Origin of the sequence: Gordonia spumicola, from assembly GCF_009932475.1 — a bacterium.
Lineage (GTDB): Bacteria > Actinomycetota > Actinomycetes > Mycobacteriales > Mycobacteriaceae > Gordonia > Gordonia spumicola.
Genome location: NZ_BJOV01000009.1, coordinates 1 through 25,116, shown reverse-complemented (window position 1 = coordinate 25,116; position 25,116 = coordinate 1). Strand labels below are relative to the sequence as shown.

At 68.3% G+C, this 25,116-nt stretch carries 19 protein-coding genes, 1 tRNA gene and 7 pseudogenes; 11 read left to right on the top strand and 16 right to left on the bottom strand.

Features of this window, described 5'->3' with window-relative positions:
* Nucleotides 1-147, top strand: a pseudogene (locus GYB83_RS23440) (methylated-DNA--[protein]-cysteine S-methyltransferase); the annotation flags it as partial.
* 78 nt (nucleotides 148-225) lie between these two features.
* Here GYB83_RS23440 and GYB83_RS23185 read toward each other — a convergent pair.
* Both GYB83_RS23185 and GYB83_RS23180 read right to left on the bottom strand, forming a co-directional pair.
* Nucleotides 226-298 (bottom strand) — tRNA-Leu (locus tag GYB83_RS23185).
* Between the two features lie 132 nt (nucleotides 299-430).
* Complete coding sequence (locus tag GYB83_RS23180; protein ID WP_228461818.1) at nucleotides 431-916, bottom strand: TetR/AcrR family transcriptional regulator; 486 nt, start codon at nucleotides 914-916, stop codon at nucleotides 431-433.
* A 70-nt stretch (nucleotides 917-986) separates the two neighbouring features.
* Between GYB83_RS23180 and GYB83_RS23175 the strand changes: the two genes are divergently transcribed.
* From GYB83_RS23175 to GYB83_RS23165, 3 genes are all read left to right on the top strand, one after another.
* Nucleotides 987-2,378, top strand: a complete 1,392-nt coding sequence (locus GYB83_RS23175; RefSeq protein WP_161894681.1) for a DHA2 family efflux MFS transporter permease subunit — start codon at nucleotides 987-989, stop codon at nucleotides 2,376-2,378.
* Nucleotides 2,379-2,403: 25 nt separating this feature from the next.
* Nucleotides 2,404-3,111 carry a DsbA family oxidoreductase gene (locus tag GYB83_RS23170; RefSeq protein WP_161894680.1) on the top strand — a complete coding sequence of 236 codons (708 nt, stop codon included), beginning with the start codon at nucleotides 2,404-2,406 and terminating at the stop codon, nucleotides 3,109-3,111.
* Nucleotides 3,112-3,189: 78 nt separating this feature from the next.
* Complete coding sequence (locus tag GYB83_RS23165; protein WP_161894679.1) at nucleotides 3,190-3,831, top strand: TetR/AcrR family transcriptional regulator; 642 nt, start codon at nucleotides 3,190-3,192, stop codon at nucleotides 3,829-3,831.
* A 63-nt stretch (nucleotides 3,832-3,894) separates the two neighbouring features.
* On the opposite strand, the gene GYB83_RS23160 is transcribed toward GYB83_RS23165, so the two are convergent.
* Both GYB83_RS23160 and GYB83_RS23155 read right to left on the bottom strand, forming a co-directional pair.
* On the bottom strand, nucleotides 3,895-5,040 hold the full coding sequence (locus GYB83_RS23160) for an Rv3169 family protein (protein WP_161894678.1): 1,146 nt from the start codon (nucleotides 5,038-5,040) through the stop codon (nucleotides 3,895-3,897).
* Nucleotides 5,037-6,179: a phosphotransferase family protein gene (locus tag GYB83_RS23155; RefSeq protein ID WP_161894677.1), complete on the bottom strand. Its 1,143-nt coding sequence runs from the start codon at nucleotides 6,177-6,179 to the stop codon at nucleotides 5,037-5,039. The genes GYB83_RS23160 and GYB83_RS23155 overlap by 4 nt, the downstream gene beginning before the upstream one ends.
* 131 nt (nucleotides 6,180-6,310) lie before the next feature.
* Between GYB83_RS23155 and GYB83_RS23150 the strand changes: the two are divergent.
* The 4 genes and pseudogenes from GYB83_RS23150 to GYB83_RS23135 form a co-directional block, all read left to right on the top strand.
* Nucleotides 6,311-8,615, top strand: a pseudogene (locus GYB83_RS23150) (MMPL family transporter).
* Nucleotides 8,615-9,133: a TetR/AcrR family transcriptional regulator gene (locus GYB83_RS23145; RefSeq protein WP_228461816.1), complete on the top strand. Its 519-nt coding sequence runs from the start codon at nucleotides 8,615-8,617 to the stop codon at nucleotides 9,131-9,133. Before GYB83_RS23150 ends, GYB83_RS23145 begins: the two are co-directional and overlap by 1 nt.
* A gap of 201 nt (nucleotides 9,134-9,334) precedes the next feature.
* Nucleotides 9,335-10,205 (top strand): annotated as a pseudogene (locus GYB83_RS23140) (Bax inhibitor-1/YccA family protein).
* A gap of 183 nt (nucleotides 10,206-10,388) precedes the next feature.
* Nucleotides 10,389-11,501 (top strand): annotated as a pseudogene (locus GYB83_RS23135) (DHA2 family efflux MFS transporter permease subunit); the annotation flags it as partial.
* A gap of 246 nt (nucleotides 11,502-11,747) precedes the next feature.
* Here the strand turns inward: GYB83_RS23135 and GYB83_RS24195 are convergent.
* The 4 genes and pseudogenes from GYB83_RS24195 to GYB83_RS23995 form a co-directional block, all read right to left on the bottom strand.
* Nucleotides 11,748-11,981 (bottom strand): CinA family protein, encoded by a 234-nt coding sequence (locus tag GYB83_RS24195; protein ID WP_371865366.1) that lies wholly within the window; start codon nucleotides 11,979-11,981, stop codon nucleotides 11,748-11,750.
* Nucleotides 11,956-12,141 carry a CinA family protein gene (locus tag GYB83_RS24005; RefSeq protein ID WP_308469734.1) on the bottom strand — a complete coding sequence of 62 codons (186 nt, stop codon included), beginning with the start codon at nucleotides 12,139-12,141 and terminating at the stop codon, nucleotides 11,956-11,958. The genes GYB83_RS24195 and GYB83_RS24005 overlap by 26 nt, the downstream gene beginning before the upstream one ends.
* A gap of 10 nt (nucleotides 12,142-12,151) precedes the next feature.
* A pseudogene (locus GYB83_RS24000) lies at nucleotides 12,152-12,268 on the bottom strand (hypothetical protein); the annotation flags it as partial.
* A 194-nt stretch (nucleotides 12,269-12,462) separates the two neighbouring features.
* Entirely contained in the window at nucleotides 12,463-12,690 is a 228-nt protein-coding gene (locus GYB83_RS23995) for a hypothetical protein (RefSeq protein WP_308469733.1), read from the bottom strand.
* 327 nt (nucleotides 12,691-13,017) lie between these two features.
* Here GYB83_RS23995 and GYB83_RS23125 point away from each other — a divergent pair, with 327 nt between their 5' ends.
* Complete coding sequence (locus GYB83_RS23125; protein WP_161897692.1) at nucleotides 13,018-14,313, top strand: competence/damage-inducible protein A; 1,296 nt, start codon at nucleotides 13,018-13,020, stop codon at nucleotides 14,311-14,313.
* A gap of 4 nt (nucleotides 14,314-14,317) precedes the next feature.
* On the opposite strand, the gene GYB83_RS23120 is transcribed toward GYB83_RS23125, so the two are convergent.
* From GYB83_RS23120 to GYB83_RS23100, 5 genes and pseudogenes are all read right to left on the bottom strand, one after another.
* Nucleotides 14,318-15,745 carry an MDR family MFS transporter gene (locus tag GYB83_RS23120; RefSeq protein ID WP_161897691.1) on the bottom strand — a complete coding sequence of 476 codons (1,428 nt, stop codon included), beginning with the start codon at nucleotides 15,743-15,745 and terminating at the stop codon, nucleotides 14,318-14,320.
* Between the two features lie 108 nt (nucleotides 15,746-15,853).
* A complete protein-coding gene (locus tag GYB83_RS23115; protein WP_161894674.1) occupies nucleotides 15,854-16,747 on the bottom strand; it encodes a Bax inhibitor-1/YccA family protein in 894 nt (297 codons plus the stop codon).
* Nucleotides 16,748-16,889: 142 nt separating this feature from the next.
* Nucleotides 16,890-17,441 (bottom strand): TetR/AcrR family transcriptional regulator, encoded by a 552-nt coding sequence (locus tag GYB83_RS23110; RefSeq protein ID WP_228461814.1) that lies wholly within the window; start codon nucleotides 17,439-17,441, stop codon nucleotides 16,890-16,892.
* Nucleotides 17,441-18,577: pseudogene (locus GYB83_RS23105) on the bottom strand (MMPL family transporter); the annotation flags it as partial. The pseudogene GYB83_RS23105 and the gene GYB83_RS23110, both read right to left, overlap by 1 nt.
* 52 nt (nucleotides 18,578-18,629) lie before the next feature.
* Nucleotides 18,630-19,001, bottom strand: coding sequence for an MMPL family transporter (locus GYB83_RS23100; protein ID WP_161897689.1), 372 nt, complete (start codon nucleotides 18,999-19,001; stop codon nucleotides 18,630-18,632).
* A 1,299-nt stretch (nucleotides 19,002-20,300) separates the two neighbouring features.
* Here GYB83_RS23100 and GYB83_RS24190 point away from each other — a divergent pair.
* Both GYB83_RS24190 and GYB83_RS23090 read left to right on the top strand, forming a co-directional pair.
* Complete coding sequence (locus tag GYB83_RS24190; protein WP_371865365.1) at nucleotides 20,301-21,002, top strand: phosphotransferase family protein; 702 nt, start codon at nucleotides 20,301-20,303, stop codon at nucleotides 21,000-21,002.
* Nucleotides 20,999-22,143: pseudogene (locus GYB83_RS23090) on the top strand (Rv3169 family protein). Before GYB83_RS24190 ends, GYB83_RS23090 begins: the two are co-directional and overlap by 4 nt.
* A 63-nt stretch (nucleotides 22,144-22,206) precedes the next feature.
* On the opposite strand, the gene GYB83_RS23085 reads toward GYB83_RS23090, so the two are convergent.
* The 3 genes from GYB83_RS23085 to GYB83_RS23075 all read right to left on the bottom strand — a co-directional run bounded on the left by GYB83_RS23085 (nucleotide 22,207) and on the right by GYB83_RS23075 (nucleotide 25,048).
* The gene (locus GYB83_RS23085) at nucleotides 22,207-22,848 is read right to left on the bottom strand and encodes a TetR/AcrR family transcriptional regulator (RefSeq protein ID WP_161894679.1); all 642 of its coding nucleotides are present in this window, start codon (nucleotides 22,846-22,848) and stop codon (nucleotides 22,207-22,209) included.
* A gap of 78 nt (nucleotides 22,849-22,926) precedes the next feature.
* On the bottom strand, nucleotides 22,927-23,634 hold the full coding sequence (locus GYB83_RS23080; protein ID WP_161894680.1) for a DsbA family oxidoreductase: 708 nt from the start codon (nucleotides 23,632-23,634) through the stop codon (nucleotides 22,927-22,929).
* A 25-nt stretch (nucleotides 23,635-23,659) separates the two neighbouring features.
* Complete coding sequence (locus GYB83_RS23075; RefSeq protein ID WP_161897688.1) at nucleotides 23,660-25,048, bottom strand: DHA2 family efflux MFS transporter permease subunit; 1,389 nt, start codon at nucleotides 25,046-25,048, stop codon at nucleotides 23,660-23,662.
* Between the last annotated feature and the right edge of the window lie 68 nt (nucleotides 25,049-25,116).

Genomic DNA, 25,116 nt, shown 5'->3' with positions numbered 1-25,116 from the left:
GGCGACGGCCGTCGGTCAGGCCGTCGGGTCGAATCCGATCGGCGTGATCATCCCGTGCCATCGAGTGGTGGGTCGGACGGTTCGCTCACCGGCTACGCGGGTGGGCGCCCGCAAACGGGCATCCTGGCCTGGAGGAACGCCCGCTGAAGACGCAGGCCGCCTGTCTGATCTGCGTATCGACCGCGCTCGGCCCCGGTTTCGAGGCGCAGTCGCAAGGATCGTCAGTGCCCCCTGTCGGGCTCGAACGACACTGCGCGGATTTTAAGTCCGCTGCCTCTGCCAATTGGGATAAGGGGGCGCGGTGACAAGAATGCCAGGTGGCGTCCTATGGCGGTGAGAGCGAGCAGGAACACCTCGTCGACGATCGCGGTGAGTTTCTCCGTCGGGAACCGGCCGGGAGGGTCCTGAGCACCTCGTTGCGGGTAGAGGTTTACGGGACGGTTCGGACTGTCGGGGTCAGGCGTGCCGGGTCCGCTTCGCCGCGGGCGACGGCGCGGTCGAGGATGTCGTCGATCCCCATGCGTTGTGCGCCGAACAGGAGGTCGCGGACGTCGCTCGGCGTCGCGCCCGACTCGCTGTAGTACTCGCCGAGGCTGGCGCTGAGCAGGACGAGGAAGTTCGACCGCCTGTCGTTCGAGCGGCGCAGGGCCGTCAAGAGATCACCTCGGAGACTCCCCGTGTCCGGGGCCGACACGTCCTGGCCCGCGCCGTGATGGCGGATCGTCGCCTGGAGCAGGTCCGAACGCGTGGGCCAGCGACGGTACAGCACGGGGCGGGACGTCTCCGCGCGTTCGGCGACGGCTTCGAACGTGAAGCCCGCGTATCCGCGTTCGGTCAGCTGTTCCCACGCGGCGTCGAGGATCGCCGCTTCCAGTTCCGCGCCGCGTCGTCGCGTCGCCTTCTCGTTAAGACCCACTTGCGCATCTTATCGCACGAGGCTATCGTCGGTCGGGAAATAAGATACGCAACTGAATCTAAGGAGTGTTGTGAAGACTCAGACGCTCGATGCCATCCCCGCCGAAGCCAAGCGCGTCGCGATCGCCGTGATCGCGGGCCTCATCGCGCCGATCCTCGACACGACCATCGTGACCATCGGCTTCGACAACCTGACGACGGCGATGTCGGCGCCCGTCGGCACCGTCCAATGGACCAACACCGGCTACCTCCTGGCGTTGGCGGTCGCCGTGCCGCTCGCCGGATGGTCGGCGCTGCGCTTCGGCTCCCGGGCCGTCTGGCGCACCGGACTGTCCGCCTTCTTCCTCGGCTCGATCCTCTGCGCCGCGGCGTGGAACATCCAGGCGCTCATCGCCTTTCGTGTGCTGCAGGGACTCGGCGCGGGGCTGCTGTTCCCGTTGATGACGTCGGTTCTCGTCGCCGCGAGCGGCGGCCGCGCGCTCGGTCGCCTCGTCGCCCTGGTCAGTGTGCCGACGGCGCTCGGCCCGATCCTCGGACCGGTCGTCGGCGGCGTCATCCTGCACTGGCTCGACTGGCGCTGGCTGTTCCTCGTCAACGTCCCCGTGTGCCTGATCGCGCTCGCCCTGTCCGGCCGGATCCCCGACGACCGGTCGCCGGGCCGGACGCGCCTGGATTGGCTCGGACTGGCGCTCCTGGCGCCCGGGCTCGTCGGGGTGCTGCTCGGCCTGTCGAACATGCACGCCGGAATCGCCCGCGCCGACGTCCTCGTCCCCGCCGCGATCGGCGTCGCCCTGCTCGCCGCGTTCGTCGTCCGAGGAGCCCGGGCCGCCGGTCCCACCCTCGTCGACGTGCGGGTCTTCGCACGGCAGTCGGTGTGGTCGTCGTCGGTCGGACTGTTCTTCTTCGGCGTCACGTCGTTCGGCGCGATGCTCGCCCTTCCGCTGTACCTGCAGCAGGTCCGCGGGGAGACGGTTCTCGCCGCGGCGTTCGTGCTCGTGCCGCAGGGGATCGGTGCGCTCGTCAGCCGGACCGTCGGCGGACGTCTCACCGACGCGATCGGCGCGCGTTGGGTGGCGGTCGCCGGGTTCGCGGTGGTCGCCGCCGCGACCGTTCCGTTCGCCCTGGCCGACGAGTCCACCGGCCTGATCTGGCTGATGGCGGCCCTGTTCGTGCGCGGCCTCGGGCTCGGCGTGCTCATCAGTCCCGTCATGTCCGCGGCTTTCGTCGGCCTGCCCGCCGCGTACAAGCACGACGCGTCGATCCTCACGCGGACCTTCCAGCAGGTCGGCGGCTCGGTCGGCACGGCCGTCGTCGCCGTGGTCCTGACGGCGGGCTCGGCCGGAGTCGGCGGCTTCCGCGACGCGTTCTGGTGGACCGTGGCCCTGACCGCCCTCGGCGCGATGCTCGCGGTGCGGCTGCCGGGAACAACGGAGACCGCGCCCGCGTTGAAGCCCACGCACTGAACAACCGTATGGAGGCGACTCACTCATGCAGGTCGAGATCTGGACCGACGTCAACTGCCCGTTCTGCTATCTCGGGAAGAAGCGGTTCGCCGACGCGCTCGACGAGTTCGACGCCCGCGACCAGGTGTCGGTAGTCCACCGCTCCTTCGAGCTCGACCCGACCGTTCCCGCGGGCACGTCCGGCAGCGTCGTCGAGCACCTGGCGGAGAAGTACGGTCGAACGCTCGAGCAGGCGGCCCAGGGCGAACGCCAGCTCGGCGCGGCCGCGGCCGAGGCGGGGTTGGAGTACGTGACGTCGGGCCGCGACTACGGCAACTCGTTCGACATGCACCGACTCCTCCACTGGGCCAAGGAACTCGGTCGTCAGGAGCAGATGCTCGACGCGCTGTATGTCGCGAACTTCGCCGAGCAGGCCCCGCTGTTCGGCGACACGGATCGCCTCGTCCAGGTCGCCGTCGACGCCGGTTTCACCGAGGCCGCAGTTCGCGAGGTGCTCGCGGACGAGACCCGATACGCCGACGACGTGCGGCGCGACGAGGCCCAGGCGCAGGAGTTCGGCGTCGGTGGTGTGCCGTTCTACGTCTTCGATCGCACGTACGCGGTGTCCGGAGCACAGCCGACGGAGGTGTTCGCCCAGGCCCTGGAGAAGGCGTGGGCCGGCCGTCGGGGGCCGACGCTCCTCGCCGACGGCCACGCCTGCGGACCCGACGGATGCGCCGTTCCCGACGCCTGACCATCGAAGTTGTGACGGGTCGGACGAACCGCTGCGATCGCCGAACTAGAACAGGTTACTGTCGGATGCGTGGCACGCATGACCGATACCTCTGACGACAGCGGACGAGTGATCCTCGGTCTGGACGCCGCCGAACGCGCGGAGCGACGCCGCGAGGTCATCCTCGACACCGCGCTCGAGATGTTCGCGACCGACGGTGTCGCCAAGACCTCGATCGAAGCGCTCTGCCAGCGGGCTCTCGTCGGCAACAAGGCGTTCTACGAGCACTTCCGGTCGAAGCAGGAGTGTTACGTCGCGCTTCTCCGGCGGTGCACCGATCGGACCTTTTCCAGGGTCGTCGCGGCGATGCCGACCGGCGACCAGTCCGAGGACGCGATGGTGCGCGCGCTCGTCGGGGCCCTCGCGCACGCGCTGATCGACGACCCGCGCGTCTCGATCGTCACGTTCGGGGTGGCGGGCGGCCTGACGGTGCAGGTGGACAAGCAGCGCCGCGAGAACCGGCGCGCGGCGTCCAAGCTGGTCATCAGCGTCTGGGAGATGTACAACGACGACCTCCCTGAAGCGGTGGACTCGATAGCGCTGGCCGTCATCGGCGGCCTCTTCGGGCTCATCGGAGACGAACTCGACCGCGTCGACTACAGCCCGGATCCGCGGACCGTCGACCGACTCGTCGATCACATGGCCGAGTTCGTCCTCGCCGCCGGGCGCGGAATGCGCTGACTCGAGAACTTCGGCACTCGCAGCCGCGCTCAGCGCGGCCGCGAGTGCCGAAGTTCTCGACGGTCATGGCGCGACGTCGACGTACTCGGCGAACCCGTACTGATCGTGCGGTCCGATGACCGCGAACTCGAACAACCCGTCGCCGTGCGACTCGGCGTCGCCCTCGACGAGGGTGAAGTTCGCGTAGTGGTCCACGGGGCAGAACATCTTCATGGTCGGATCCAGCTCGGAGACCTTGTTGCGCAGCGCCTGGACCTTCTCGTCGCCCTGCCACATGCCGTGACGCCAGTCCTGCTCGAGCCCGTATCCGGTGCCGAAGCCGATGAAGTTCGCGACCTTCGGCGCGCAGCGCACCGAGATCGTCTCACCGGACGGCTTCACGAAACGCAGCGTGGCTCCGGACGGTTCACGCCCACCGGAGACGAACTCCACCTCGTGCTCCACCCGGCCGAGCCATTCCGGATCGCGTGCCGGATCGTTCCACACGCGCCGAGCGTCGCCCATGATCCGCTCGCCGGTCCGCAGCTCCTGCACGATGACCGTGATGACGTAGTCCTCGAACCGCATCACCGAGTAGATCCAGAAGAACGACGCGGCGTCGGTCTCGGCGGCGCGACGACCGGGCGGCTCCGCCTCGCCGACGGGCCGCACGCCCCACGAGCGGTCGCGGTTGCCGCGCCACGTGTCGGGCTGGACGTCGAAGTCCTCGCCGTCGACCGTCAACGAACCGGTCCAGCCGCCGGTCTGCACGAACCGCATGGTGTCGAAGGTGACCCGCTCCAACTGCCGCTGATAGTGCCGGGGTTCGAGGACGGCCGGGCCGTCGGCGTCGAAGACCAGGTCGAACGACACGTCGCCGTGGCCGGGCTCAAGCGACACCTGCAGTCGCTGCAGGCCGTCGAGGACCTTCACCGTCAGCGGTCCGACAGTGAGGTCGTTCCGGTTGTCGCCCAACGCTTTCGATGCCCGGACGACGATGTGATCGTCACCGTGTCTGACCACCGCGAAGCCGTCGACGACGCCGAGGTTCGGGTACACGCCGAGTCCGACGATCAGCCACGGCTCGGGGCTGTCGCCGCGCATGTCGCCGTGGCAGTTGAAGTAGTAGCGGTCGTAGAAGTTCCGGTCCGACGTCCCGACGTGCCGCACCACCTCGGCGACCTGGTGGATCGGGTAGTCGTCCATCTCGGACAGTGCGGAGCGGCTCATGCTTCTTCCGTTCCTCGAGCGGAGTCGAGAGGCCAGTAGGTGCCCGCCATCATCGCCTCGACGGTGGCGCGGTGCAGGATCATGTCGTCGGGGTCGGCGGGTTCGGCGGCCTGGCCGAAGTGGATGGCGCGGCAGTTGATCCGGAACATGATCACCGCGTGGACGAGCGCCGAGTAGGTGATGTAGAAGTCCAGGTCGCGTGGGGCGTAGCCGGTGAGGCGCTCGTACTCGGCCGTCACGTCGTCGCGGGTGAGGAAGTCGGGCAGGCCTTCGAGGGTCGCGAGTTCGGCGAGATCCTGGAAGAAGCGGTGGATGAAGATCATCCACGCGATGTCGAGTTCACGGGGACCGACGGTCGCCATCTCCCAGTCGAGGACGGCGACGGGCGCGAAGTCTCGGTACATGATGTTGCCGATGCGGGCGTCGCCCCAGGTGAGGACGGGTTCGGGCTCGTCTTTCGGGAAATTCTCGTCGACCCACGCGAAGGCGCGCTCGATGAGCGGCGCGCCCGCGCGGCCCTGCGCGGCCCAGTCGTAGAACTCGCGCAACCTGCGGATGTGTGCGCGCAGGGGGCTCTCCCCGTCGTTCGGGAGGGCGACTCCGACGGTCGGCAGTGGCGCGGCGTGCACCGCAGCGAGCACGCCGACGGATGCCGCGGTGAGCGCCCCGCGGTCGTCCGGAGCGGCTTCGGACACCCACGATCCGAAGGTGTACGGCATCACGTCCGGCGGGACGATGCCGTCGACCCGGCCCATCACGAAGAACGGAGCGCCGAGTGCTTCGGGATCCGGTTCGGACCACCACAGCGGCGGAAGGGGGACGTCGGTGTGCTCGGCGACGTGGCGGATCAGCTGGAACTGCCCGTCGAGGTCGTACGACGGGAACACCGGGTCGCTGTCGGGCATCGGTGCGACTCGCACGACGAGGTCGTGGTCGGCTCCGCGTAGGCGTGCGGTGGCGAGGAGGGTCTCACTCGACATCCCGTTGGCCGAGGGCAGGTCGACGCTCAGGACGGCCGCGTCGGCGCCCTCGTGGCTCTTGAGCCAGGAGTCGAGCCTCTCGCGGAGCCATTCGGGATCGCGCTGGGATTCGCTTGGGCGCGCTACCTGCGCACTCTCGTTGTCTGTGATCGGTGACACATCGAGATTAGAACAGGTTCCATGCCAAGTTGTCGAGGTTCACGTGGCACGAATTCAACCCTTCCGTCGTTAAGTTTCGAGTGATAACTTAACTGCGATAACCGAGTTCTCTTCGATTGACGGAGGTCGTCGTGCTCACTCGAATGACGCAGCGGATCATCGCCGCGCCCAAGCTCGTCCTGACATTGACCGTGGTGGTCCTGGCACTCTGCGGCGCCTACGGCCTCGGTGCGGCCGACAAGATGCTCGCGGGCGGATACGAGGACCCGGGAGCCGAATCGAGTCACGCGCGCGACGTGCTGGCCGATGAGTTCGCGCAGGGCGGCATGCAATTCGTCATCAAGCTGGACGCTCGCCCCGGCACAGACGCGACCACCGACCCGCAGGTGATCGCCGCCCGCGACGAGATCCTGGCGATCCTCGACGGGAAGGCCACGGCGACGGGTGGCTATGTCGAGCAGCCGATCCTGACCGTCTGGAACTCGCCGAACCTGGCGGGCGAACTGCTGAGCACGGACCGCTCGTCCACCCAGAATCGTCACGGCGATCTCCGGCGGCGACGAGCACGCGCCGGCCAACGCGAAGGAACTGGCAGATCTCATCGGCTCCGAGCGGCACGGCGTGCGGATCCAGACGGGCGGCATGGCGCTGGGTCTACGGCGACAATCAACGCGCAGACCACGAAAGACCTCTGCCATCGCCGAAGCGATCGCCATCCCGATCAGCTTCCTCCTGCTCATCGTGGTGTTCGGCGGGGTCGTGGCGGCCGCGCTCCCGGTCCTCGTCGGCGGCGCGGCGATCGTCGGCACCCTGGCTCTCCTGCGCCTGATCGCGGGTTTCGCCGATGTGTCGATCTTCGCGCTGAACCTGACGACGGCGATGGGCCTGGCCCTGGCGATCGACTACACGCTGCTCATCGTTGACCCGATATCGGGAAGAGGTGGACGGCGGATCTGGACCGTCGTGCGGCGATCGTCCGTACGCTCGACACCGCGGGGCGCACGGTGGCGTTCTCGGCGGTCACCGTCGCGTTGTCGCTGGCCGCGCATCGCGATCTTCCCCATGTACTTCCTCCGTTCGTTCGCCTACGCGGGCGTCGGCGTGGTGATTCGTCGCCCTCATCGCGGCGCTCGTCATCACTCCCGCGCTCCTCGTCCTGCTCGGCGACCGCATCGACTCCCTCGACGTCCGCAAGGCGTTCCGCCGCCTGCGTTCCCGCGGTTCCCGGCCGTCGGGTGACCCCTCCGGCTCGTCGAACAGCCCCTCCGGCTCGTCGAGCGGAGTCGAGACGACGCCCGCGATCGAGGACACCGGGTGGTACCGCATGGCGCAGGCCGTGCTGCGGCGCGCGGTGCCGGTCGCGATCGTCGTCCCCGTGTTCCTGCTCGTCCTCGGTGCCCCGTTCCTGTCCCTGAAGTTCGGCTTCCCCGACGAGCGGGTGCTCCCGAAGGACGCGGCTCGTCACACTCGATGGCCGACGAGACGCGCGCCGAGTACACCGCAGACGCCGGTGTGGGACTGCTGGTCGCCGTCGTCGAAGGCGGGGTGCGGGCCGACCAGATCGCGCGGTACGCGGCCGATCTGTCGAAGGTCGACGACGTCACCGCCGTCACCTCGCCGGTCGGGACGTTCGTCCACGGCAGGCAGGTGGCCCCGAGCGACCCGCGGGACAGCCGGAACGGGGTGGCGCTGCTGAAACGTCTCGTCGAGCCTGGAACCGATGGGCGACGCGGGGACAGGATCAGTGTGGTCGCGTTGCGCGCGGTGCGCAAGCCCGACGGCGCGACGGTCTCGTTCACCGGCTTCGCGGCGATGAACCACGACGTGGTCGACGCGATGTTCCGGTACCTGCCGTGGGTCCTGATCATCATCGCGGTCGCCACCTACGTGCTGCTGTTCCTGTTCACCGGCAGCGTGTTCCTGCCGCTCAAGGCGCTGGTGTTGAACGTCCTGTCGTTGTCGGCGACGTTCGGTGCGATGGTGTGGATCTTCCAGGAGGGACACCTCGGTGGATTCGACACCACCCCGCAGGGCTATCTCGTGGCGACGATGCCGATCCTCATGTTCTGCATCGCGTTCGGACTGTCGATGGACTACGAGGTGTTCCTGCTCGGGCGCATTCGGGAGGAGTGGCTCAAGTCCGACCGCACCAAGGCGGCGAACGACCACGCCGTCGCGGTCGGCCTCGCCCGGACAGGTCGCGTGGTCACGGCTGCCGCCCTGCTGATGGCGATCGTCTTCGCGGGCATCGCGGCGTCGGAGGTGTCGTTCATGCGGATGTTCGGCGTCGGCCTCACGCTCGCCGTCCTGATGGACGCGTCGATCATCCGCATGCTGCTGGTCCCGGCGTTCATGCGGCTCGCGGGCCTGTGGAACTGGTGGGCTCCGCCGCCGCTGCGCAGGCTGCACGATCGCGTCGGATTGACGGAGGAGTGATGGCTCCCCGTCCCCGCTCCCCGCGTGGTTCGGGCGAGCAGCTCGCCGACGAGATCATCGCCGCGACCACCGATCTGCTGATGGAGCTCGGCAGCGGCGACGCAGTGTCGATCCGGGCCGTCGCACAGCGGGTCGGCGTCACGCCGCCGTCCATCTACCTCCACTTCCAGGACAAGGACGCATTGCTCGACGCGGTCTGCGCGCACTACTACGAGCGGTTCGACGACGTCATGATGGCCGCGGGCGAGGGCATCGACTACCTGTGGAAAGGGCCGTCGCACAGGGGATCGCCTATGTCCGTTTCGCGATCGAGAACGAGGTGGTCTTCCGGACGACGTTCGCTCGCGTCACCGAGCCGGGAGCCGAACGCTCACCGACGAGGTGCTGCTGTCGTCGGCGTTCGGACACATCCGGGAGACCATCGAAGAGGGGATGGCGACGGGTCTGATCGCGCCCGGCGATCCGGTGCCCGTCGTCATGCAGGTGTGGGGTCGTCGCGCACGGCGTCGCCTGCCTGATGGTCACGAAGCCGTGGCTGCCGTGGGGCGATGACCTGTCCACCGCGGAAGGGTGTGATGCGCGCCGTCTGCACCGGTTTGAGTCAAGTACCGTTAAACTGGGACCAGCGTTCCGACGTTCGTTGAACGATCGAACCAGACGTCCATCCGCACGACCTCGTCTAAAGGAGCCCACAGTGCGCGAGGAGCAGTAATCCGATCATGCGAGGCGTGGTCCGCGAGAACCAGCCGGCCAACAACGGCGGTTACGCGACCTTCGGCACCGGCATGGCAGGCGCCGTGTCAGGGCGCCATGACCTACGGCCAGCAGCAGTACGGCCAGCAGTACACACAACCCGGTACCAGCCGCAGGCGGGCACCCTCCCGAGGACGATCGACGACGTCGTCACCAAGACGGCGATGACGCTCGCACGGTCCATCCTGTTCGCCGTCGCCACCTACGTCGTCATCAGCGGCCGCGGCACGATGGAGTCGCAGCTCGCGATCGCGGGCCCGATCATGGGCGTCGGCGCCATCGGCGGCCTCGTCCTCGTCCTCATCGCGAGCTTCGGTCGCAAGCAGGACAACCCGGCGATCGTCCTGTCGTACGCGGCGTTCGAGGGCCTGTTCGTCGGCGCGATCTCGTTCGTGTTCGGGAACCTTGTGGTCAGCGACGTCAACGCGGGCGTCCTGATCGGGCAGGCAGTCCTCGGCACGCTCGGCGTACTTCGTCGGCATGCTGATCGTCTACAAGGTCGGAGCCATCCGCGTCACCCCGCGTTTCACGCGGATGATCACCGCGGGCATCTTCGGTGTCCTCGTGCTCGTGATCGGCAACCTGGTCATCGGCTTCTTCAACGGCGGATCGGGCCTCGGCCTGCGTGACGGCGGTCCGATCGCGATCATCTTCTCGCTGGTCTGCATCGGCCTCGCGGCGTTCTCGTTCCTCATCGACTTCGATTCGGCCGATCAGCTGATCCACGCTGGCGCACCGGCGAAGGCATCGTGGGGCGTGGCCCTCGGCCTCACCGTCACCCTCGTGTGGCTGTACGTCGAGATCCTCCGCCTGCTGAGCTACCTCAACAGCGACTAGTCTCACGTCCTTCTCGACTGCCGCATCGGTTCCGACCGGTGCGGCAGTCGTCGTCTGTGCCAACGTAACTCACTTGCACTCGGTGCAGGTTCGGGGTTTCCTAGTCCGGTGAAACGAACGGACTACACAATCATCGGAACGCTGATCGTCGCGACGTTCGTCGTGATCCTCAACGAGACGGTGATGAGCGTCGCGCTCCCCGTCCTGCAGTCCGATCTCGGCGTCCCGCCGAGCCAGGGCCAATGGCTGACGACGATCTTCATGCTCACCATGGCGGTCGTCATCCCGCTGACCGGCTTCCTGATCCAGATGTTCGGGACGCGGACCATGTTCATCGTCGCGATGACGCTGTTCACCGTCGGCACCGCGATCGCCGTGATCGCGCCCGGCTTCGCCGTGCTGCTGATCGCCCGCGTGGTGCAGGCACTCGGCACGGCGGTGATGCTGCCGTTGCTGATGACCACGGTCATGACGCTGGTCCCCGAGGAACGACGCGGCGTGATGATGGGCATCTCGGTGGTCATCGCCGTCGCCCCTGCTCTCGGTCCGACGATGTCGGGCCTGGTCCTCGACCACTTCAGCTGGCGTTGGGTGTTCGGTGTCGTGCTGCCGTTCGCGGTGATCGCGACGGTCGTGGGCGCCAAGTTCGTCCGGCCGGTCGGGGAGCGGTCGTCGGCGCCCATCGACTTCCTGTCCATCCCGCTCGCGGTGTTCGGCTTCGGCGGCTTCGTCTACGGTCTCGTCGCCATCGGCGAATCGGCCGACGGCAAGGCGGCCATGCCGATCTGGATCCCGTTCGTCGTCGGTGCGATCGGTCTGGCGGCGTTCATCGGACGTCAGCTCCAACTCCAGCGCGAGGACCGCGCCCTGCTCGATCTGCGGGTGTTCGCGTCGAAGCCGTTCACGCTGTCGGTGATCCTGGTGGTCGTCGCCATGGCGACGATGATGGGCACGTTCATCGTCGTTCCGTTGTTCGCGCACAACGTCCTCGGGATGAGCCCGCTGACGACCGGTCTGATCACCCTGCCCGGCGGCATCCTGATGGGAGTGTCGTCGCCGCTGATCGGCAAGATCTACGACGCCCGCGGTCCCCGGCTCCTCGTGATCGGAGGAACACTGCTGATCGCGTGCGCCGTCTGGCTCATGACGACGGTCACCACGGCGACGTCGTTCTGGCTGCTCACCGCGGCGAACATGGTGCTGTGCATCGGTCTCGCGGCCACGTTCACCCCGCTGATGACGCTGGCTCTCGGTTCGCTGAAGCCTGCCCTGTACTCACACGGTTCGGCCGCGCTCGGCACCCTGCAACAGGTGGCGGGCGGTGCGGGCACCGCGTTGTTCATCACCATCGTCACCGTGGTGTCCAAGAGCGGCGCCGAGGCGGGCGACTCGGCCGCGGGTCGCCATGACCGACGGCGGTCCGGCGGTGTTCCTGACCGCGGGCTGCCTGAGCATCGTGCTCGTCGCTCTCGGACTCCTTGGTCAGGGGCCCCGAAGCCGGTGGAGCACGACGAGTCAGCCTCGCGCCGTCACACTAGAGTCCTACAGAGCCGCCGCAAGCAAGTGGAACGCGGCGGTGGTCGCCAGACGTCGGACGCGGTCGCGGTCACCGTGGAACAGCCGGGTCACGGTGACCGTCTCCGGCCCGCGACCGCGACGCCGAAGCACACTGGTGCCGACGGTTTGCCGGGCCGGGCGCCGTCCGGTCCCGCGATTGCCCAGGTGGTCCGACACCGCGATGTGCGCCCCGTCACCGGACGTGCGCCATCTGGCCATCGCCGCGGCCACGGGTTCGCCTGACCCGCACCCGAGCTCGGCGATCAACTCGGCGTGGCACGCCGAGCACACCGGTCTTCACCTCGTTCGAGTAGGAGACGACGCCGCCGAGCAGGTAGGCGGATGAGCCCGCGCGGGTCGGTGAGACGCGCCGCCACAATCCCGCCCGTGCACGACTCCGCCGTCGCGACGGTCCGCCCGTTCAGACGGGACACCAGAAGATCGTCGATGGTCGAGGCGTCGGTGGAAGAACACCTTGTCGCCGTGGCGTGCGATGAGAATATCATGCGAGAGCGTCGTACGTGGCGGACGAGCCGGGCCGGTCGAATCGACTGACGATCGTCCAGCTCGCCTCCGCGCATGCACGTGGTGACCTCTACATCCGCGAGGCCGGGGACGGCATCGTCGGCCTCACTGCAGGGTGACGCGAGATCGGCTCGGACATAAGCCGTACGCCGCGGATGGTGCGCTGCTCGCCGTATCACACGGCCGCTGATCGCCTCGACGACGGCGTCGGTGCGGAAGCGTCGGTGGGCCACATCGCCTGCAATTCGTGCGGCGGACCGGCAGGACGAGCACCGCGGGGCCGACCGTCCGCGGCGGGCACGGCCACACCCGGCGCGGTGCCGGTCGGGGGAATCGCCCGCGCGCCGACGGTGACCAGTGCCTGCTTGTCGATGGCGCGACCAGGGGCGTCGGCACGTCGCATCGGCCGGGACCCTGCGCCACGTGCGGATCACGTGTGTCGATGGTCTTTCGGATCTGAGGGTCCTGGCCGCAGCGGCAGCCCCGCGAACTCGGCGACGGTCGCGACGGGTGAGATCGTCGGCGGTGGGCCGAGGCCTGCCCGTCGTCACGATCAGGTCCACGCCGTCGGCCGCGAGGAACCGCAAATTGGGCGAGGTGAGTTCGGCCGTCGTTCGCCGCAGATCGTGAGGTGAGCGACGTCCCCCCGAGGTCGGCGAGCCGTTCCGACACCCATGGACCGTTCTTGTCCGTGATCCAGCCGCTCAGAACTTCAGTGCCAGTGACTACTATCCCCGCGCGTGTACTCACATCTCACGAGAGTACGCGCGCGGGGATAGTCGTCACTGGCACTGAAGTTCTGAGCGGCTGGATCACGGACAAGAACGGTCCATGGGTGTCCGGACGGCTCGCCGACCTCGGGGTGGACGTCGCTCACCTCACGATCTGCGGCGACCGCCCGGCCGACCTCCTCGCCCAATTGCGGTTCCTCGCGGCCGACGGCGTGGACCTGATCGTGACGACGGGCGGCCTCGGCCCCACCGCCGACGATCTCACCGTCGCGACCGTCGCCGAGTTCGCGGGGCTGCCGCTGCGGCAGGACCCTCAGATCCGACAGACCATCGACACCGTGATCCGCACGTGGCGGCAGGTCCCGGCCGATGCGACGCTGCCCGACGCCCTGGTCGCCGCCATCGACAAGCAGGCACTGGTCCCCGTCGGCGCGCGGGCGATTCCACCGACCGGCACCGCGCCGGGTGTGGCCGTGCCCGCCGCGGACGGTCGGCCCGCGGTGCTCGTCCTGCCCGGTCCGCCGCACGAATTGCAGGCGATGTGGCCCACCGCGGTCCGCACCGACGCCGTCGTCGAGGCGATCAGCGGCCGTGTGATCGGCGAGCAGCGCACCATCCGCGCGTACGGCTTGTCCGAGCCCGATCTCGCCGTCACCCTGCGTGAGGCCGACGATGCCGTCCCCGGCCTCGCGGATGTAGAGGTCACCACGTGCATGCGCGGAGGCGAGCTGGAGATCGTCAGTCGATTCGACGGCACGGCGTCCGCCACGTACGACGCTCTCGCTGATCTTCTCATCGCACGCCACGGCGACAAGGTGTTCTCCACCGACGCCTCGACCATCGACGATCTTCTGGTGTCCCGTCTGAACGGGCGGACCGTCGCGACGGCGGAGTCGTGCACGGGCGGGATGGTGGCGGCGCGTCTCACCGACCGCGCGGGCTCATCCGCCTACCTGCTCGGCGGCGTCGTCTCCTACTCGAACGAGGTGAAGACCGGTGTGCTCGGCGTGCCCGCCGAGTTGATCGCCGAGCTCGGTGCGGTCAGCGAACCCGTGGCCGCGGCGATGGCCGAGGGCGCCCGTCGGGTGACGGGCGCCGACATCGCGGTGTCGACCACCGGCATCGCGGGACCGGACGGCGCCCGGCCCGGCAAACCCGTCGGCACCGTGTGCTTCGGCGTCGCGGTCGCGGGCCGGGAGACGGTCACCGTGACCCGGCTGTTCCCCGGTGACCGCGACAGCGTCCGACGTCTGGCGACCACCGCCGCGTTCCACCTGCTTGCGGCGGCTCTGTAGGACTCTAGTGTGACGGCGCGAGGCTGACGTCGTGCTCCACCGGCTTCGGGGCCCTGACCAGGAGTCCGAGAGCGACGAGCACGATGCTCAGGCAGCCCGCGGTCAGGAACACCGTCCGGACGCCGTCGGTCATGGCGACCGCGGCCGAGTCGCCCGCCTCGGCGCCGCTCTTGGACACCACGGTGACGATGGTGATGAACAACGCGGTGCCCGCACCGCCCGCCACCTGTTGCAGGGTGCCGAGCGCGGCCGAACCGTGTGAGTACAGGGCAGGCTTCAGCGAACCGAGAGCCAGCGTCATCAGCGGGGTGAACGTGGCCGCGAGACCGATGCACAGCACCATGTTCGCCGCGGTGAGCAGCCAGAACGACGTCGCCGTGGTGACCGTCGTCATGAGCCAGACGGCGCACGCGATCAGCAGTGTTCCTCCGATCACGAGGAGCCGGGGACCGCGGGCGTCGTAGATCTTGCCGATCAGCGGCGACGACACTCCCATCAGGATGCCGCCGGGCAGGGTGATCAGACCGGTCGTCAGCGGGCTCATCCCGAGGACGTTGTGCGCGAACAACGGAACGACGATGAACGTGCCCATCATCGTCGCCATGGCGACGACCACCAGGATCACCGACAGCGTGAACGGCTTCGACGCGAACACCCGCAGATCGAGCAGGGCGCGGTCCTCGCGCTGGAGTTGGAGCTGACGTCCGATGAACGCCGCCAGACCGATCGCACCGACGACGAACGGGATCCAGATCGGCATGGCCGCCTTGCCGTCGGCCGATTCGCCGATGGCGACGAGACCGTAGACGAAGCCGCCGAAGCCGAACACCGCGAGCGGGATGGACAGGAAGTCGATGGGCGCCGACGACCGCTCCCCGACCGGCCGGACGAACTTGGCGCCCACGACCGTCGCGATCACCGCGAACGGCAGCACGACACCGAACACCCAACGCCAGCTGAAGTGGTCGAGGACCAGGCCCGACATCGTCGGACCGAGAGCAGGGGCGACGGCGATGACCACCGAGATGTTGCCCATCATCACGCCGCGTCGTTCCTCGGGGACCAGCGTCATGACCGTGGTCATCAGCAACGGCAGCATCACCGCCGTGCCGAGTGCCTGCACCACGCGGGCGATCAGCAGCACGGCGAAGCCGGGCGCGATCACGGCGATCGCGGTGCCGACGGTGAACAGCGTCATCGCGACGATGAACATGGTCCGCGTCCCGAACATCTGGATCAGGAAGCCGGTCAGCGGGATGACGACCGCCATGGTGAGCATGAAGATCGTCGTCAGCCATTGGCCCTGGCTCGGCGGGACGCCGAGATCGGACTGCAGGACGGGGAGCGCGACGCTCATCACCGTCTCGTTGAGGATCACGACGAACGTCGCGACGATCAGCGTTCCGATGATTGTGTAGTCCGTTCGTTTCACCGGACTAGGAAACCCCGAACCTGCACCGAGTGCAAGTGAGTTACGTTGGCACAGACGACGACTGCCGCACCGGTCGGAACCGATGCGGCAGTCGAGAAGGACGTGAGACTAGTCGCTGTTGAGGTAGCTCAGCAGGCGGAGGATCTCGACGTACAGCCACACGAGGGTGACGGTGAGGCCGAGGGCCACGCCCCACGATGCCTTCGCCGGTGCGCCAGCGTGGATCAGCTGATCGGCCGAATCGAAGTCGATGAGGAACGAGAACGCCGCGAGGCCGATGCAGACCAGCGAGAAGATGATCGCGATCGGACCGCCGTCACGCAGGCCGAGGCCCGATCCGCCGTTGAAGAAGCCGATGACCAGGTTGCCGATCACGAGCACGAGGACACCGAAGATGCCCGCGGTGATCATCCGCGTGAAACGCGGGGTGACGCGGATGGCTCCGACCTTGTAGACGATCAGCATGCCGACGAAGACGCCGAGCGTGCCGAGGACTGCCTGCCCGATCAGGACGCCCGCGTTGACGTCGCTGACCACAAGGTTCCCGAACACGAACGAGATCGCGCCGACGAACAGGCCCTCGAACGCCGCGTACGACAGGACGATCGCCGGGTTGTCCTGCTTGCGACCGAAGCTCGCGATGAGGACGAGGACGAGGCCGCCGATGGCGCCGACGCCCATGATCGGGCCCGCGATCGCGAGCTGCGACTCCATCGTGCCGCGGCCGCTGATGACGACGTAGGTGGCGACGGCGAACAGGATGACCGTGCCGAGCGTCATCGCCGTCTTGGTGACGACGTCGTCGATCGTCATCGGGCGGGTGCCCGCCTGCGGCTGGTACCCGGGTTGTGTGTACTGCTGGCCGTACTGCTGCTGGCCGTAGGTCATGGCGCCCTGACCGGCGCCTGCCATGCCGGTGCCGAAGGTCGCGTAACCGCCGTTGTTGGCCGGCTGGTTCTCGCGGACCACGCCTCGCATGATCGGATTACTGCTCTCGCGCACTGTGGGCTCCTTTAGACGAGTCGTGCGGATGACGTCTGGTTCGATCGTTCAACGAACGTCGGACCCGCTGTGTTCCCAGTTTACCGGTACTTGACTCAAACCGGTGCAGACGGCGCGCATCACCCCTTCCGCGGTGGACAGGTCATCGCCCCACGGCAGCCCCGGCTTCGTGACCATCAGGCAGGCGACGCCGTGCGCGACCGACCACACCTGCATGACGACGGGCACCGGATCGCCGGGCGCGATCAGACCCGTCGCCACCCTCTTCGATGGTCTCCCGGATGTGTCCGAACGCCGACGACAGCAGCACCTCGTCGGTGAGCGTCGGCTCCCCGGCCTCGGTGACGCGAGCGAACGTCGTCCGGAAGACCACCTCGTTCTCGATCGCGAAACGGACATAGGCGATCCCCTGTGCGACGGCCCTTTCCCACAGGTAGTCGATGCCCTCGCCCGCGGCCATCATGACGTCGTCGAACCGCTCGTAGTAGTGCGCGCAGACCGCGTCGAGCAATGCGTCCTTGTCCTGGAAGTGGAGGTAGATGGACGGCGGCGTGACGCCGACCCGCTGTGCGACGGCCCGGATCGACACTGCGTCGCCGCTGCCGAGCTCCATCAGCAGATCGGTGGTCGCGGCGATGATCTCGTCGGCGAGCTGCTCGCCCGAACCACGCGGGGAGCGGGGACGGGGAGCCATCACTCCTCCGTCAATCCGACGCGATCGTGCAGCCTGCGCAGCGGCGGCGGAGCCCACCAGTTCCACAGGCCCGCGAGCCGCATGAACGCCGGGACCAGCAGCATGCGGATGATCGACGCGTCCATCAGGACGGCGAGCGTGAGGCCGACGCCGAACATCCGCATGAACGACACCTCCGACGCCGCGATGCCCGCGAAGACGATCGCCATCAGCAGGGCGGCAGCCGTGACCACGCGACCTGTCCGGGCGAGGCCGACCGCGACGGCGTGGTCGTTCGCCGCCTTGGTGCGGTCGGACTTGAGCCACTCCTCCCGAATGCGCCCGAGCAGGAACACCTCGTAGTCCATCGACAGTCCGAACGCGATGCAGAACATGAGGATCGGCATCGTCGCCACGAGATAGCCCTGCGGGGTGGTGTCGAATCCACCGAGGTGTCCCTCCTGGAAGATCCACACCATCGCACCGAACGTCGCCGACAACGACAGGACGTTCAACACCAGCGCCTTGAGCGGCAGGAACACGCTGCCGGTGAACAGGAACAGCAGCACGTAGGTGGCGACCGCGATGATGATCAGGACCCACGGCAGGTACCGGAACATCGCGTCGACCACGTCGTGGTTCATCGCCGCGAAGCCGGTGAACGAGACCGTCGCGCCGTCGGGCTTGCGCACCGCGCGCAACGCGACCACCTGATCCTGTCCCGCGTCGCCCATCGGTTCCAGGCTCGACGAGACGTTCAGCAGCGCCACCCCGTTCCGGCTGTCCCGCGGGTCGCTCGGGGCCACCTGCCTGCCGTGGACGAACGTCCCGACCGGCGAGGTGACGGCGGTGACGTCGTCGACCTTCGACAGATCGGCCGCGTACCGCGCGATCTGGTCGGCCCGCACCCCGCCTTCGACGACGGCGACCGCAGTCCCACCCGGCGTCTGCGTGTACTCGGCGCGCGTCTCGTCGGCCATCGAGTGGACGGCCGCGTCCTTCGGGAGCACCCGCTCGTCGGGGAAGCCGAACTTCAGGGACAGGAACGGGGCACCGAGGACGAGCAGGAACACGGGGACGACGATCGCGACCGGCACCGCGCGCCGCAGCACGGCCTGCGCCATGCGGTACCACCCGGTGTCCTCGATCGCGGGCGTCGTCTCGACTCCGCTCGACGAGCCGGAGGGGCTGTTCGACGAGCCGGAGGGGTCACCCGACGGCCGGGAACCGCGGGAACGCAGGCGGCGAACGCCTTGCGGACGTCGAGGGAGTCGATGCGGCGCCGTGAGCGGACGAGGAGCGCGGAGTGATGGACGAGCGCGCGATGAGGGCGACGATCACCACGCCGACGCCCGCGTAGGCGAACGAACGAGGAGTACATGGGGAAGATCGCGGCGCGGCCAGCGACAACGCGACGGTGACCCGCCGAGAACGCCACCGTGCGCCCCGCGGTGTCGAGCGTACGGACATCGCCGCACGACGGTCCCGACCGCCGTCCACCTCTTCCCGATATCGGGTCACGATGAGCAGAGCGTGTAGATCGATCGCCAGGGCCAGGCCCATCGCCGTCGTCAGGTTCACGCGAAGATCGACACATCGGCGAAACCCGCGATCAGGCGCAGGAGAGCCAGGGTGCCGACGATCGCCGCGCCGCCGACGAGACCGGGACGCGGCCGCCACGACCCCGCCGAACAACCACGATGAGCAGGAGGAAGCTGATCGGGATGGCGATCGCTTCGGCGATGCGAGGTCTTTCGTGGTCTGCGCGTTGATGTCGCCGTATACCAGCGCCATGCACGCCCGTCTGGATCCGCACGCCGTGCCGACTCGGAGCCGATGAGATCTGCCAGTTCCTTCGCGTTGGCCGGCGCGTGCTCGTCGCCGCCGGAGATCGCCGTTGACGATCTGGGTGGACGAGCGTCCGTGCTCAGCAGTTCGCCCGCCAGGTTCGGCAGAGTTCCAGACGGTCAGGATCGGCTGCTCGACATAGCACCCGTAGCGCCGTGGCCTTCCCGTCGAGGATCGCCAGGATCTCGTCGCGGGCGGCGATCACCTGCGGGTTCGGTGGTCGCGTCTGTGCCGGGGCGAGCGTCCAGCTTGATGACGAATTGCATGCCGCCCTGCGCGAACTCATCGGCCGCCACGTCGCGCGCGGTACTCGATTCGGCTCCCGGGTCCTCGTATCCGCCCGCGAGCATCTGTCGGCCGCACCGAGGCCGTAGGCGCCGCAGAGTGCCAGGACCACCACGGCCAATGTCCAGGACGAGCTTGGGCGCGGCGATGATCCGCTGCGTCATTCGAGTGAGCACGACGACCTCCGTCCACATCGAAGAGAACTCGGTTATCGCAGTTAAGTTATCACTCGAAACTTAACGACGGAAGGTTGAATTCGTGCCACGTGAACCTCGACAACTGGCATGGAACCTGTTCTAATCTCGATGTGTCACCGATCACAGACAACGAGAGTGCGCAGGTAGCGCGCCCAAGCGAATCCCAGCGCGATCCCGAATGGCTCCGCGAGAGGCTCGACTCCTGGCTCAAGAGCCACGAGGGCGCCGACGCGGCCGTCCTGAGCGTCGACCTGCCCTCGGCCAACGGGATGTCGAGTGAGACCCTCCTCGCCACCGCACGCCTACGCGGAGCCGACCACGACCTCGTCGTGCGAGTCGCACCGATGCCCGACAGCGACCCGGTGTTCCCGTCGTACGACCTCGACGGGCAGTTCCAGCTGATCCGCCACGTCGCCGAGCACACCGACGTCCCCCTTCCGCCGCTGTGGTGGTCCGAACCGGATCCCGAAGCACTCGGCGCTCCGTTCTTCGTGATGGGCCGGGTCGACGGCATCGTCCCGCCGGACGTGATGCCGTACACCTTCGGATCGTGGGTGTCCGAAGCCGCTCCGGACGACCGCGGGCGCTCACCGCGGCATCCGTCGGCGTGCTCGCTGCGGTGCACGCCGCGCCACTGCCGACCGTCGGAGTCGCCCTCCCGAACGACGGGGAGAGCCCCCTGCGCGCACACATCCGCAGGTTGCGCGAGTTCTACGACTGGGCCGCGCAGGGCCGCGCGGGCGCGCCGCTCATCGAGCGCGCCTTCGCGTGGGTCGACGAGAATTTCCCGAAAGACGAGCCCGAACCCGTCCTCACCTGGGGCGACGCCCGCATCGGCAACATCATGTACCGAGACTTCGCGCCCGTCGCCGTCCTCGACTGGGAGATGGCGACCGTCGGTCCCCGTGAACTCGACATCGCGTGGATGATCTTCATCCACCGCTTCTTCCAGGATCTCGCCGAACTCGCGACCCTCGAAGGCCTGCCCGACTTCCTCACCCGCGACGACGTGACGGCCGAGTACGAGCGCCTCACCGGCTACGCCCCACGCGACCTGGACTTCTACATCACCTACTCGGCGCTCGTCCACGCGGTGATCATGTTCCGGATCAACTGCCGCGCCATCCACTTCGGCCAGGCCGCCGAACCCGCCGACCCCGACGACATGATCCTGCACCGCGCCACCGTCGAGGCGATGATGGCGGGCACCTACTGGCCTCTCGACTCCGCTCGAGGAACGGAAGAAGCATGAGCCGCTCCGCACTGTCCGAGATGGACGACTACCCGATCCACCAGGTCGCCGAGGTGGTGCGGCACGTCGGGACGTCGGACCGGAACTTCTACGACCGCTACTACTTCAACTGCCACGGCGACATGCGCGGCGACAGCCCCGAGCCGTGGCTGATCGTCGGACTCGGCGTGTACCCGAACCTCGGCGTCGTCGACGGCTTCGCGGTGGTCAGACACGGTGACGATCACATCGTCGTCCGGGCATCGAAAGCGTTGGGCGACAACCGGAACGACCTCACTGTCGGACCGCTGACGGTGAAGGTCCTCGACGGCCTGCAGCGACTGCAGGTGTCGCTTGAGCCCGGCCACGGCGACGTGTCGTTCGACCTGGTCTTCGACGCCGACGGCCCGGCCGTCCTCGAACCCCGGCACTATCAGCGGCAGTTGGAGCGGGTCACCTTCGACACCATGCGGTTCGTGCAGACCGGCGGCTGGACCGGTTCGTTGACGGTCGACGGCGAGGACTTCGACGTCCAGCCCGACACGTGGCGCGGCAACCGCGACCGCTCGTGGGGCGTGCGGCCCGTCGGCGAGGCGGAGCCGCCCGGTCGTCGCGCCGCCGAGACCGACGCCGCGTCGTTCTTCTGGATCTACTCGGTGATGCGGTTCGAGGACTACGTCATCACGGTCATCGTGCAGGAGCTGCGGACCGGCGAGCGGATCATGGGCGACGCTCGGCGCGTGTGGAACGATCCGGCACGCGATCCGGAATGGCTCGGCCGGGTGGAGCACGAGTGGAGTTCGTCTCCGGTGGGCGTGAACCGTCCGGAGCCACGCTGCGTTTCGTGAAGCCGTCCGGTGAGACGATCTCGGTGCGCTGCGCGCCGAAGGTCGCGAACTTCATCGGCTTCGGCACCGGATACGGGCTCGAGCAGGACTGGCGTCACGGCATGTGGCAGGGCGACGAGAAGGTCCAGGCGCTGCGCAACAAGGTCTCCGAGCTGGATCCGACCATGAAGATGTTCTGCCCCGTGGACCACTACGCGAACTTCACCCTCGTCGAGGGCGACGCCGAGTCGCACGGCGACGGGTTGTTCGAGTTCGCGGTCATCGGACCGCACGATCAGTACGGGTTCGCCGAGTACGTCGACGTCGCGCCATGACCGTCGAGAACTTCGGCACTCGCGGCCGCGCTGAGCGCGGCTGCGAGTGCCGAAGTTCTCGAGTCAGCGCATTCCGCGCCCGGCGGCGAGGACGAACTCGGCCATGTGATCGACGAGTCGGTCGACGGTCCGCGGATCCGGGCTGTAGTCGACGCGGTCGAGTTCGTCTCCGATGAGCCCGAAGAGGCCGCCGATGACGGCCAGCGCTATCGAGTCCACCGCTTCAGGGAGGTCGTCGTTGTACATCTCCCAGACGCTGATGACCAGCTTGGACGCCGCGCGCCGGTTCTCGCGGCGCTGCTTGTCCACCTGCACCGTCAGGCCGCCCGCCACCCCGAACGTGACGATCGAGACGCGCGGGTCGTCGATCAGCGCGTGCGCGAGGGCCCCGACGAGCGCGCGCACCATCGCGTCCTCGGACTGGTCGCCGGTCGGCATCGCCGCGACGACCCTGGAAAAGGTCCGATCGGTGCACCGCCGGAGAAGCGCGACGTAACACTCCTGCTTCGACCGGAAGTGCTCGTAGAACGCCTTGTTGCCGACGAGAGCCCGCTGGCAGAGCGCTTCGATCGAGGTCTTGGCGACACCGTCGGTCGCGAACATCTCGAGCGCGGTGTCGAGGATGACCTCGCGGCGTCGCTCCGCGCGTTCGGCGGCGTCCAGACCGAGGATCACTCGTCCGCTGTCGTCAGAGGTATCGGTCATGCGTGCCACGCATCCGACAGTAACCTGTTCTAGTTCGGCGATCGCAGCGGTTCGTCCGACCCGTCACAACTTCGATGGTCAGGCGTCGGGAACGGCGCATCCGTCGGGTCCGCAGGCGTGGCCGTCGGCGAGGAGCGTCGGCCCCCGACGGCCGGCCCACGCCTTCTCCAGGGCCTGGGCGAACACCTCCGTCGGCTGTGCTCCGGACACCGCGTACGTGCGATCGAAGACGTAGAACGGCACACCACCGACGCCGAACTCCTGCGCCTGGGCCTCGTCGCGCCGCACGTCGTCGGCGTATCGGGTCTCGTCCGCGAGCACCTCGCGAACTGCGGCCTCGGTGAAACCGGCGTCGACGGCGACCTGGACGAGGCGATCCGTGTCGCCGAACAGCGGGGCCTGCTCGGCGAAGTTCGCGACATACAGCGCGTCGAGCATCTGCTCCTGACGACCGAGTTCCTTGGCCCAGTGGAGGAGTCGGTGCATGTCGAACGAGTTGCCGTAGTCGCGGCCCGACGTCACGTACTCCAACCCCGCCTCGGCCGCGGCCGCGCCGAGCTGGCGTTCGCCCTGGGCCGCCTGCTCGAGCGTTCGACCGTACTTCTCCGCCAGGTGCTCGACGACGCTGCCGGACGTGCCCGCGGGAACGGTCGGGTCGAGCTCGAAGGAGCGGTGGACTACCGACACCTGGTCGCGGGCGTCGAACTCGTCGAGCGCGTCGGCGAACCGCTTCTTCCCGAGATAGCAGAACGGGCAGTTGACGTCGGTCCAGATCTCGACCTGCATGAGTGAGTCGCCTCCATACGGTTGTTCAGTGCGTGGGCTTCAACGCGGGCGCGGTCTCCGTTGTTCCCGGCAGCCGCACCGCGAGCATCGCGCCGAGGGCGGTCAGGGCCACGGTCCACCAGAACGCGTCGCGGAAGCCGCCGACTCCGGCCGAGCCCGCCGTCAGGACCACGGCGACGACGGCCGTGCCGACCGAGCCGCCGACCTGCTGGAAGGTCCGCGTGAGGATCGACGCGTCGTGCTTGTACGCGGCGGGCAGGCCGACGAAAGCCGCGGACATGACGGGACTGATGAGCACGCCGAGCCCGAGGCCGCGCACGAACAGGGCCGCCATCAGCCAGATCAGGCCGGTGGACTCGTCGGCCAGGGCGAACGGAACGGTCGCGGCGGCGACCACCGCGAACCCGGCGACCGCCACCCAACGCGCGCCGATCGCGTCGGTGAGACGTCCGCCGACGGTCCGGCTGACGAGCGCACCGATCCCCTGCGGCACGAGCACGAACGCCGCGGCGAGAACCGTCTCCCCGCGGACCTGCTGCAGGTACAGCGGAAGGGCGAGCATCGCGCCGAACGACGTGACGCCGAAGAAGAACAGTCCGACCGACGACGACCACACCGACTGCCGTGCGAAGACCCGCACGTCGACGAGGGTGGGACCGGCGGCCCGGGCTCCTCGGACGACGAACGCGGCGAGCAGGGCGACGCCGATCGCGGCGGGGACGAGGACGTCGGCGCGGGCGATTCCGGCGTGCATGTTCGACAGGCCGAGCAGCACCCCGACGAGCCCGGGCGCCAGGAGCGCCAGTCCGAGCCAATCCAGGCGCGTCCGGCCCGGCGACCGGTCGTCGGGGATCCGGCCGGACAGGGCGAGCGCGATCAGGCACACGGGGACGTTGACGAGGAACAGCCAGCGCCAGTCGAGCCAGTGCAGGATGACGCCGCCGACGACCGGTCCGAGGATCGGGCCGAGCGCCGTCGGCACACTGACCAGGGCGACGAGGCGACCGAGCGCGCGGCCGCCGCTCGCGGCGACGAGAACCGACGTCATCAACGGGAACAGCAGCCCCGCGCCGAGTCCCTGCAGCACACGAAAGGCGATGAGCGCCTGGATGTTCCACGCCGCGGCGCAGAGGATCGAGCCGAGGAAGAAGGCGGACAGGGTGCGCCAGACGGCCCGGGAGCCGAAGCGCAGCGCCGACCATCCGGCGAGCGGCACGGCGACCGCCAACGCCAGGAGGTAGCCGGTGTTGGTCCATTGGACGGTGCCGACGGGCGCCGACATCGCCGTCGTCAGGTTGTCGAAGCCGATGGTCACGATGGTCGTGTCGAGGATCGGCGCGATGAGGCCCGCGATCACGGCGATCGCGACGCGCTTGGCTTCGGCGGGGATGGCATCGAGCGTCTGAGTCTTCACAACACTCCTTAGATTCAGTTGCGTATCTTATTTCCCGACCGACGATAGCCTCGTGCGATAAGATGCGC